General features: G+C 72.5%; 5 protein-coding genes. 4 read left to right on the forward strand and 1 reads right to left on the reverse strand.

Annotated features, from left to right (window positions below; translation table 11 throughout):
- Positions 1–10 precede the first annotated feature (10 nt).
- From P1P70_RS36190 to P1P70_RS36205, 4 genes are all read left to right on the forward strand, one after another.
- Positions 11–667, forward strand: coding sequence for a TetR/AcrR family transcriptional regulator (locus P1P70_RS36190; RefSeq protein WP_319245346.1), 657 nt, complete (start codon positions 11–13; stop codon positions 665–667).
- Positions 668–875: 208 nt separating this feature from the next.
- Positions 876–2,333 (forward strand): APC family permease, encoded by a 1,458-nt coding sequence (locus P1P70_RS36195; RefSeq protein ID WP_319245339.1) that lies wholly within the window; start codon positions 876–878, stop codon positions 2,331–2,333.
- A 55-nt stretch (positions 2,334–2,388) separates the two neighbouring features.
- On the forward strand, positions 2,389–3,879 hold the full coding sequence (locus P1P70_RS36200; RefSeq protein ID WP_319245341.1) for an aldehyde dehydrogenase: 1,491 nt from the start codon (positions 2,389–2,391) through the stop codon (positions 3,877–3,879).
- Positions 3,876–4,643: a gamma-glutamyl-gamma-aminobutyrate hydrolase family protein gene (locus tag P1P70_RS36205; RefSeq protein WP_319245342.1), complete on the forward strand. Its 768-nt coding sequence runs from the start codon at positions 3,876–3,878 to the stop codon at positions 4,641–4,643. The genes P1P70_RS36200 and P1P70_RS36205 overlap by 4 nt, the downstream gene beginning before the upstream one ends.
- Here the strand turns inward: P1P70_RS36205 and cobN are convergent.
- Positions 4,601–7,814 (reverse strand): cobaltochelatase subunit CobN (gene cobN / locus P1P70_RS36210; protein ID WP_319245345.1); only part of this gene is annotated, 3,214 nt, incomplete at its 5' end. The two genes, P1P70_RS36205 and cobN, sit on opposite strands and share 43 nt — an antisense overlap.

The raw sequence follows: 7,814 nt of genomic DNA on the forward strand, positions 1-7,814 counted from the left end.
GGTCACGCGCATGACCGACTCCGCCGACGTCCCGAAGAGCCGACGGCCACGCAAGCGCCTCCACTACGGCGAGGGGCGCGAGGCCCTGCTCAACGCCGCTGTGCACGTGGTGGCGCGGGGCGGGCTGCGCAAGCTCACCTACCGGGCGGTCGCCGAGGAGGCAGGGGTCACCCACGGGCTCGTCGTGCACCACTTCGGGTCACGTGACGCCCTGATCGAGGAGGCCCTCGCCCACACCATCCGCACCTCGCTCGACACCAGCTCCCTCGAACCGGGCACGGGTAAGGTCGCGGACTTCTCCACCGGGCTGTCGGACATGGTCACGGCCGATCCGGACACCCAGGCGTTCCAGTACGAACTGCTGCTGGAGTCCCGCCGCAGGCCGGAGCTGCTGCCGCAGATCCGTGAGCTCTACGACGAGTACTTCGACGCCGCCCAGCGCGAGCTGGGCCGGATGCTGCCCGCCGGCGCGGACAAGGCGCTGACCCGGCTGGTCTTCGCCGCGCTCGACGGTCTCGTCCTGCACCAGCTCGTCTTCAACGAGCCGGAGGTCACGGACCGGGCCGTGGAGGAGCTGCGCGCCCTCCTGCGGCTGCTCCACGCCGACGGTGCCGGCGACGCGCGCCAGGACGGCGAGGAAGAAGCGGCGGGCGACGCCCACGCATAGCCTCTGACCTCGGCGATCGCGGCCCCGGGCGTCCGACGTCCGGGGCCGCTCGGCGTCCTCGCGCACGCCGTCACACCTGCCGAAAATCTTCACCCGACCCCTTGCCAAACGGATAGTTCGGGCCCACGATGAGGCAACTCGTTTGGGTCTAAACGAATCCCGAAGCGAACCCTCCCTCATCCCTCCCCGTCCCCGACAGGTGATCCGAGTGGACAGTCAGACGGCGGTCGCCCCGCACAGCTCGCACGATCCATCCACCGCAGGCAGGCTCAAGCCCGATTCCCTCGGTGTCCTGGGCATCCTCTTCTTCGTCCTTTCCGCCCAGGCCCCGCTCACCGGTATCGCCGGAGCCGTCCCCATCGCCGTCGTCATCGGCAACGGGGCCGGGGTCCCCGCCGCGTACCTCGCGGCCGGCGTCGTGATCCTGCTGTTCTCCATCGGCTTCGTCGCCATGGGCCGCCACGTCGTGGACGCCGGCGCCTTCTACACGTACATCGGCAAGGGGCTGGGCCGCTCGGCCGGCTCCGGCAGCGCAGGCGTCGCGCTCTTCGCCTACTGCGCCATCCAGGCCGCGATGTACGGCCTGTACGGCGCGACGGTGAGCGGCCTGGTCGAGCACTACGGCGACGTGCGGATCGCCTGGTGGGTGTGGGCGCTGGTCACGATGGTGGTGGTCCAGGTCCTCGGTGCCGCCGGGATCGAGATGGGCGCCAAGGTCCTGGCCGTGTTCGTCCTCGCGGAGTTCAGCGTCCTGATCGCCTTCGCCGTCGTGACCTTCGTCAAGGGCGGCGGCCCCGAGGGGCTGGGCTTCGCCGACAGCTTCTCGCCGGACGCGGCGCTCCAGGGCGCTCCCGGAGTGGCGCTGATGTTCGCCGTCGCGTCGATGTTCGGTTTCGAGGCGACCGCCATCTACGGCGAGGAGGCCAAGGAGCCGAGGAAGACGGTCCCGCGCGCCACCTATCTGTCGGTCGCGGTGGTCACCGCCTTCTTCGCCTTCACCTCGTGGATGCTGGTCTCCGCGCACGGCGCGTCCCGGGCGACGGCCGAGGCGGGCAAGGCGCTGGAGGGCGGCGACGCCGCGGGCTGGGTCTTCGCGCCCATCGCCGCGGAGTTCGGCGCATGGACCTCGGACGTCCTGCCCGTGCTGCTGGCCACCTCGCTGTTCGCCGGCATCCTGGCGTTCCACAACTCCGCCAACCGCTATCTGTTCTCCCTGGGCCGCGAGGGCCTGCTGCCGCGCGGGCTCACCACGCTCAACGGGCGCCACTCCCCCTGGGCGGCCGGCCTCGTCCAGACCGTGATCGCGGTGGCCCTGGTCATGCCGTTCGCACTGCTGGGCAAGGACCCCGTTCTCACGCTGTTCTCCTGGTTCAGCGGCGTGGCCGTCCTGGCGATGATGCTGCTGTACTTCCTGACCTCCGTCTCCGTGGTCGTCTTCTTCCGCCGCTCCCGCGCCGACACCCGGCCCTGGAACACCCTGATCGCCCCGGTCCTCGGCGCGCTCGGCATCGCCGGGGCGATCTGGCTGATCATCGAGAACTTCACCACGCTCATCGGCGGCGACCGGACCACTGCCGTATGGCTCCAGCTGACCGTTCCCGCGGTGCTGGTCCTGGGGCTCGTCGTGGCACGGCTGACCCGGGACGCCCGGACCGTCACGGACTGACCGCCGCCCACCGTCACCGACACCACCCCGCACACGGACGAGAAGAGGAGAGCTGATGCCCGCCCCCGCCCACGACACCCTGCTCCGTCGCGCCAAGGAACTGCGGCTGCCCGGCCGGCACCACATCGACGGGGTGGACGAGCCGGGCGGGGGCGCCTCCTTCGCCGTGGTGTCGCCCCGCGACGGGCAGGTCCTCGTCGAGGTCGCCGACGCCGGGAGCGCCGAGGTCGACCTGGCCGTGACCGCCGCACGCCGCGCCTTCGACTCGGGTCCCTGGCCGCGTCTCGCCCCCGCCGACCGGGGCCGGATCCTGCTCCGCGTCGCCGAACTGCTCGAAGAACAGCGGGAGAAGCTCGCCCTGACCATCACCCTGGAGATGGGCAAGCCGTACACGGAGGCGCACGACATCGAACTGCGGGCGGCGATCACCACGTTCCGCTGGTACGGGCAACTGGCCGACAAACTCACCGACGAGTCGCCTCACACCGCCTCCGACGCCCTGGCCCTGGTCACCCGGGAGCCCGCCGGTGTCGTGGGCGCGGTGGTGCCGTGGAACTTCCCTCTCACGCTGGCGAGTTGGAAGGTCGCCCCGGCACTCGCGGCCGGCTGCACGGTCGTCCTGAAGCCGTCCGAGAACTCCCCGCTGTCCGCCCTGCTGCTCGGCCGGATCGCCACCGAGGCGGGACTGCCGCCGGGCGTCCTCAACGTCGTCACCGGTGACGGACCGACGGCCGGACGCGCCCTCGGGCTCCACCCCGGCGTGGACGTCCTGGCGTTCACCGGGTCCACGGCGGTCGGCCGGCACTTCCTGCGCTACGCCGCCGACTCCAACCTCAAGCGCGTCTGGCTGGAACTCGGCGGAAAGTCGCCCAACATCATCCTCCCCGACGCCCCGGACCTGGAGAAGGCCGCCGCCACCGCCGCCTGGGGCATCTTCTTCAACCAGGGCGAGATGTGCACCGCTCCCTCCCGGCTCCTGGTGCACTCCTCCGTCGCCGAACGCGTCACCGAGGCGATCGTGGCCCGCGCCCGGGAGCTGCGCGTCGGCGACCCGCTCGACCCGGCCACCGAGATGGGCGCGCTGGTAGGCGAGGACCACCTGGAGCGCGTGCGGGACCATGTCGCCACCGGCCTGACCGAGGGTGCCCGCCTGCGCGCGGGCGGCTCCCGGACCCGCGCCGAAACCGGCGGCAGCTATCTGGAGCCCACCGTCTTCGACCGGGTGGACCCCGGTATGCGACTGGCCCGCGAGGAGATCTTCGGCCCGGTCCTGTCCGTGCTCACCTTCGACGACCTCGACGAGGCCGTGCGGCTGGCCAACGCCACCGAGTACGGACTCGCCGCCGGCCTGTGGACCTCCGACCTGTCCACCGCCCACCGGGTCTCGCGTGCGCTGCGGGCCGGAACGGTGTGGGTCAACTGCTACGAGGAGGGCGACCTGACCGTCCCGTTCGGCGGCATGAAGCAGTCGGGCAACGGCCGGGACAAGTCCGCCCACGCCCTGGAGAAGTACACCGAGCTGAAGACGACCTGGATCCAGCTGTGACCCGAACCCCGGCCCGGCCCAGACCCCGGCCCCTGATCGCGATACCCGCCCGTTTCTCCGCCACGACCTCCGCACTGCGGTACGCCGCCGAGGTCAACGCCCGAGCGCTGGTCGAGGCCGTGTGGCGGGCGGGCGGCGAACCCGCGAGCATCCACCCGGCGGCCGACGGCGACGTGACCGAGCGCCTCGCCCGCTTCGACGGCGTGCTGCTGCCCGGCGGCGGCGACCTCGCCCCGCACCGCTACGGCGCCACCGACACCCACACCAGCGTCTACGACGTCGACGAGGTGCAGGACGCCTTCGACCTCGACGTGGCCCGCACCGCCCTGCACGCGGGCATCCCGCTGCTGGCGGTCTGCCGGGGCCTCCAGGTCGTCAACGTCGCCCTCGGCGGCACCCTGGAACAGGACATGGGCGGCCCGGAACACGAGCACCGCCACCTCGTGCACCCGGTGGCGCTCCGGCGCGGCAGCCTGCTGGAACAGGCCGCCGGAGCACAGAAGGCGGAGGCCTCCTGCTACCACCACCAGCGCGTCGACCGGCTGGGCAAGGGACTGGAGGTCACCGCCCGCGCCGCCGACGGCACGGTGGAGGGACTCGAACTCCCGGGCTCCCCCGGCTGGTTCACCGCCGTCCAGTGGCACCCCGAGGACACCGCCGAAGAGGACCCCGTGCAGCAGGCCCTCTTCGACGCCCTCGTCCGGGCCGCCGGTGCCCGGCGTCAGTCCTCGCCGCCCTCCAGGTCACCCTCGGTCTCCAGGTAGACCTGGCGCAGCCCCTCCAGCACCGCCGGGTCGGGCTTCTCCCACATCCCGCGCGACTCCGCCTCGAGCAGCCGCTCGGCGATGCCGTGCAGGGCCCAGGGGTTGGCCTGCTGGAGGAACTCCCGGTTGGTCTCGTCCAGGACGTAGGTCTCGGTGAGCTTGTCGTACATCCAGTCGGCGATCACACCGGTGGTGGCGTCGTAGCCGAACAGGTAGTCGACGGTGGCGGCGAGTTCGAAGGCGCCCTTGTACCCGTGGCGGCGCATCGCCTCGATCCACTTGGGGTTGACGACCCGGGCGCGGAAGACTCGGGACGTCTCCTCCACCAGCGTGCGGGTGCGGACCGTCTCGGGCCGGGTGGAGTCGCCGATGTACGCCTCGGGGGCTGTGCCGCGCAGCGCGCGGACGGTGGCCACCATGCCGCCGTGGTACTGGAAGTAGTCGTCGGAGTCGGCGATGTCGTGCTCGCGGGTGTCCGTGTTCTTCGCGGCCACCTCGATCCGCTTGTACGCCGTCTCCATCTCCTCCCGGGCCGGACGGCCGTCCAGCTCCCGGCCGTAGGCGTAGCCGCCCCACACCGTGTAGACCTCGGCGAGGTCGGCGTCGGTGCGCCAGTCGCGGGAGTCGATGAGCTGGAGCAGTCCGGCCCCGTACGTACCGGGGCGGGAGCCGAAGATCCGGGTGGTGGCCCGGCGTTCGTCCCCGTGGGCCGCCAGGTCGGCCTGGACGTGTGCCCGCACGTGGTTCACCGAGGCCGGCTCGTCGAGCGACGCGGCCAGCCGTACGGCGTCGTCCAGCAGCCCGATGGTGTGCGGGAACGCGTCGCGGAAGAAGCCCGAGATACGCAGGGTGACGTCGATGCGAGGACGGCCCAACTCCTCGGCGGGGACGGCCTCCAGGCCGGTCACGCGGCGTGAGGCGTCGTCCCAGACGGGTCGGACGCCGAGCAGGGCCAGCGCCTCCGCCACGTCGTCGCCGGCCGTGCGCATCGCGCTGGTGCCCCACAGGGAGAGACCGACGGAGGTGGGCCATTCGCCGTTGTCGGCGCGGTACCGCTCGAGGAGGGAGTCGGCGAGGGCCTGGCCGGTCTCCCAGGCGAGACGGGAGGGGACGGCCTTCGGGTCGACGGAGTAGAAGTTCCGGCCGGTCGGCAGGACGTTGACCAAGCCCCGGAGCGGGGAGCCCGAGGGGCCGGCCGGGACGAAGCCGCCGTTCAGGGCGTGGACGCTGTGGTCGAGTTCGGCGGTGGTCGCCGCGAGCCGGGGCACGACCTCGCGGGCGGCGAACTCCAGGATGGCGGCGACCTGTTCGCCGCGCTCGGCGGGGACGTGCGCCGCCACGACCGTGGGGACGGCGGCCTGGTCCCAGCCCGCGTCCTCCATCGCCTGGACCAGCGCGCGGGCCTTCTCCTCGGCCTCGTCGGCGGTGGTGCGGGTGGCGGCGGACTCGTCGAGACCGAGGGCCTCGCGCAGACCCGGCAGGGCCGTGGTGCCGCCCCAGATCTGGCGGGCGCGCAGCACGGCGAGGACCAGGTTGACGTGGTCGGCGCCGCCCGGCGGGGTGCCGAGGACGTGCAGGCCGTCGCGGATCTGGGCGTCCTTGACCTCGCACAGCCAGCCGTCGACGTGCAGGAGGAAGTCGTCGAAGCCGTCGTCCTCGGGGCGGTCGTTCAGACCGAGGTCGTGGTCGAGCTTGGCGGCCTGGATGAGGGTCCAGATCTGGGCGCGGATCGCGGGGAGCTTCGCCGGGTCCATGGAGGAGATCTGGGCGTACTCGTCGAGGAGTTGCTCCAGGCGCGCGATGTCGCCATAGGAGTCGGCGCGGGCCATCGGCGGCACGAGGTGGTCGACGAGGGTGGCGTGGACGCGGCGCTTGGCCTGGGTGCCCTCGCCCGGGTCGTTGACCAGGAACGGGTAGACCAGCGGCAGGTCGCCGAGGGCGGCGTCCGGGCCGCAGGCCGCCGAGAGACCCGCGTTCTTGCCGGGCAGCCACTCCAGGTTGCCGTGCTTGCCGAGGTGGATCATCGCGTCGGCGCCGAAGCCGCCGTCGTCGGCGCGGGCGGCGATCCAGCGGTAGGCGGCCAGGTAGTGGTGGGAGGGCGGGAGATCGGGGTCGTGGTAGATCGCGATCGGGTTCTCGCCGAAGCCGCGCGGCGGCTGGATGAGGATCAGCAGATTGCCGAAGCGCAGGGCCGCGAGGACGATGTCGCCGTCGGGGTTGGCGCTGCGGTCGACGAACATCTCGCCGGGTGCCGGGCCCCAGTGCTCCTCGACGGCCGTGCGCAGCTCCTCGGGAAGCGTGGCGTACCAACGGCGGTAGTCGGCCGCCGGGATACGGACCGGATTGCGGGCCAGCTGCTCCTCGGTGAGCCAGTCCTGGTCGTGGCCGCCCGCCTCGATCAGCGCGCGGATCAGCTCGTCGCCGTCACCGGAGGCCAGGCCCGGCACCTCGGCTTCGGTGCCGAAGTCGTAGCCCTCCTCGCGCAGGCGGCGCAGCAGGGCGACCGCGCTGGCGGGGGTGTCCAGGCCGACCGCGTTGCCGATGCGGGAGTGCTTGGTCGGGTAGGCGGAGAGGACGAGCGCGAGACGCTTGTCCGCGTTGGCGATGTGGCGCAGGCGCGCGTGGCGTACGGCGATCCCGGCGACGCGGGCGGCGCGCTCGGGGTCGGCGACGTAGGCCGGGAGGCCGTCCTCGTCGATCTCCTTGAAGGAGAACGGGACGGTGATCAGCCGGCCGTCGAACTCGGGGACGGCGATCTGGCTGGCCGCGTCGAGCGGGGAGACACCCTCGTCGTTCTCCTCCCAGGCGGCGCGCGAGCCGGTCAGGCACAGGGCCTGGAGGATCGGCACGTCGAGGCCGGTGAGGGCGCCCGCGTCCCAGGACTCGTCGTCGCCGCCGGCCGAGGCCTCGGCGGGCTTGGTGCCGCCGGCGGCGAGGACGGTGGTGACGATGGCGTCGGCGGCGCGGAGTTCCTCGATCAGCTCGGGCTCGGGGGCCCGCAGGGACGCCACGTAGAGCGGGAGCGCGCGGGCACCGGTGTCCTCGATCGCCCCGCACAGGGCGTCCACGAAGGCGGTGTTGCCGCTCATGTGGTGGGCGCGGTAGTAGAGCACGGCGACGGTCGGGCCCTCGGGGGTGTCGCGCGGGGTGCGCTCCAGCGGGCCCCAGGAG

Origin of the sequence: Streptomyces sp. MB09-02B, from assembly GCF_033794485.1 — a bacterium.
In the GTDB taxonomy this organism is placed as follows: Bacteria; Actinomycetota; Actinomycetes; order Streptomycetales; family Streptomycetaceae; genus Streptomyces.

Bases quoted from the DNA above. Each gene is read 5' to 3' on its own strand.
- P1P70_RS36190 (WP_319245346.1), top strand. From the start codon at position 11: ATGACCGACTCCGCCGACGTCCCGAAGAGCCGACGGCCACGCAAGCGC.
- P1P70_RS36200 (WP_319245341.1), top strand. From the start codon at position 2,389: ATGCCCGCCCCCGCCCACGACACCCTGCTCCGTCGCGCCAAGGAACTG.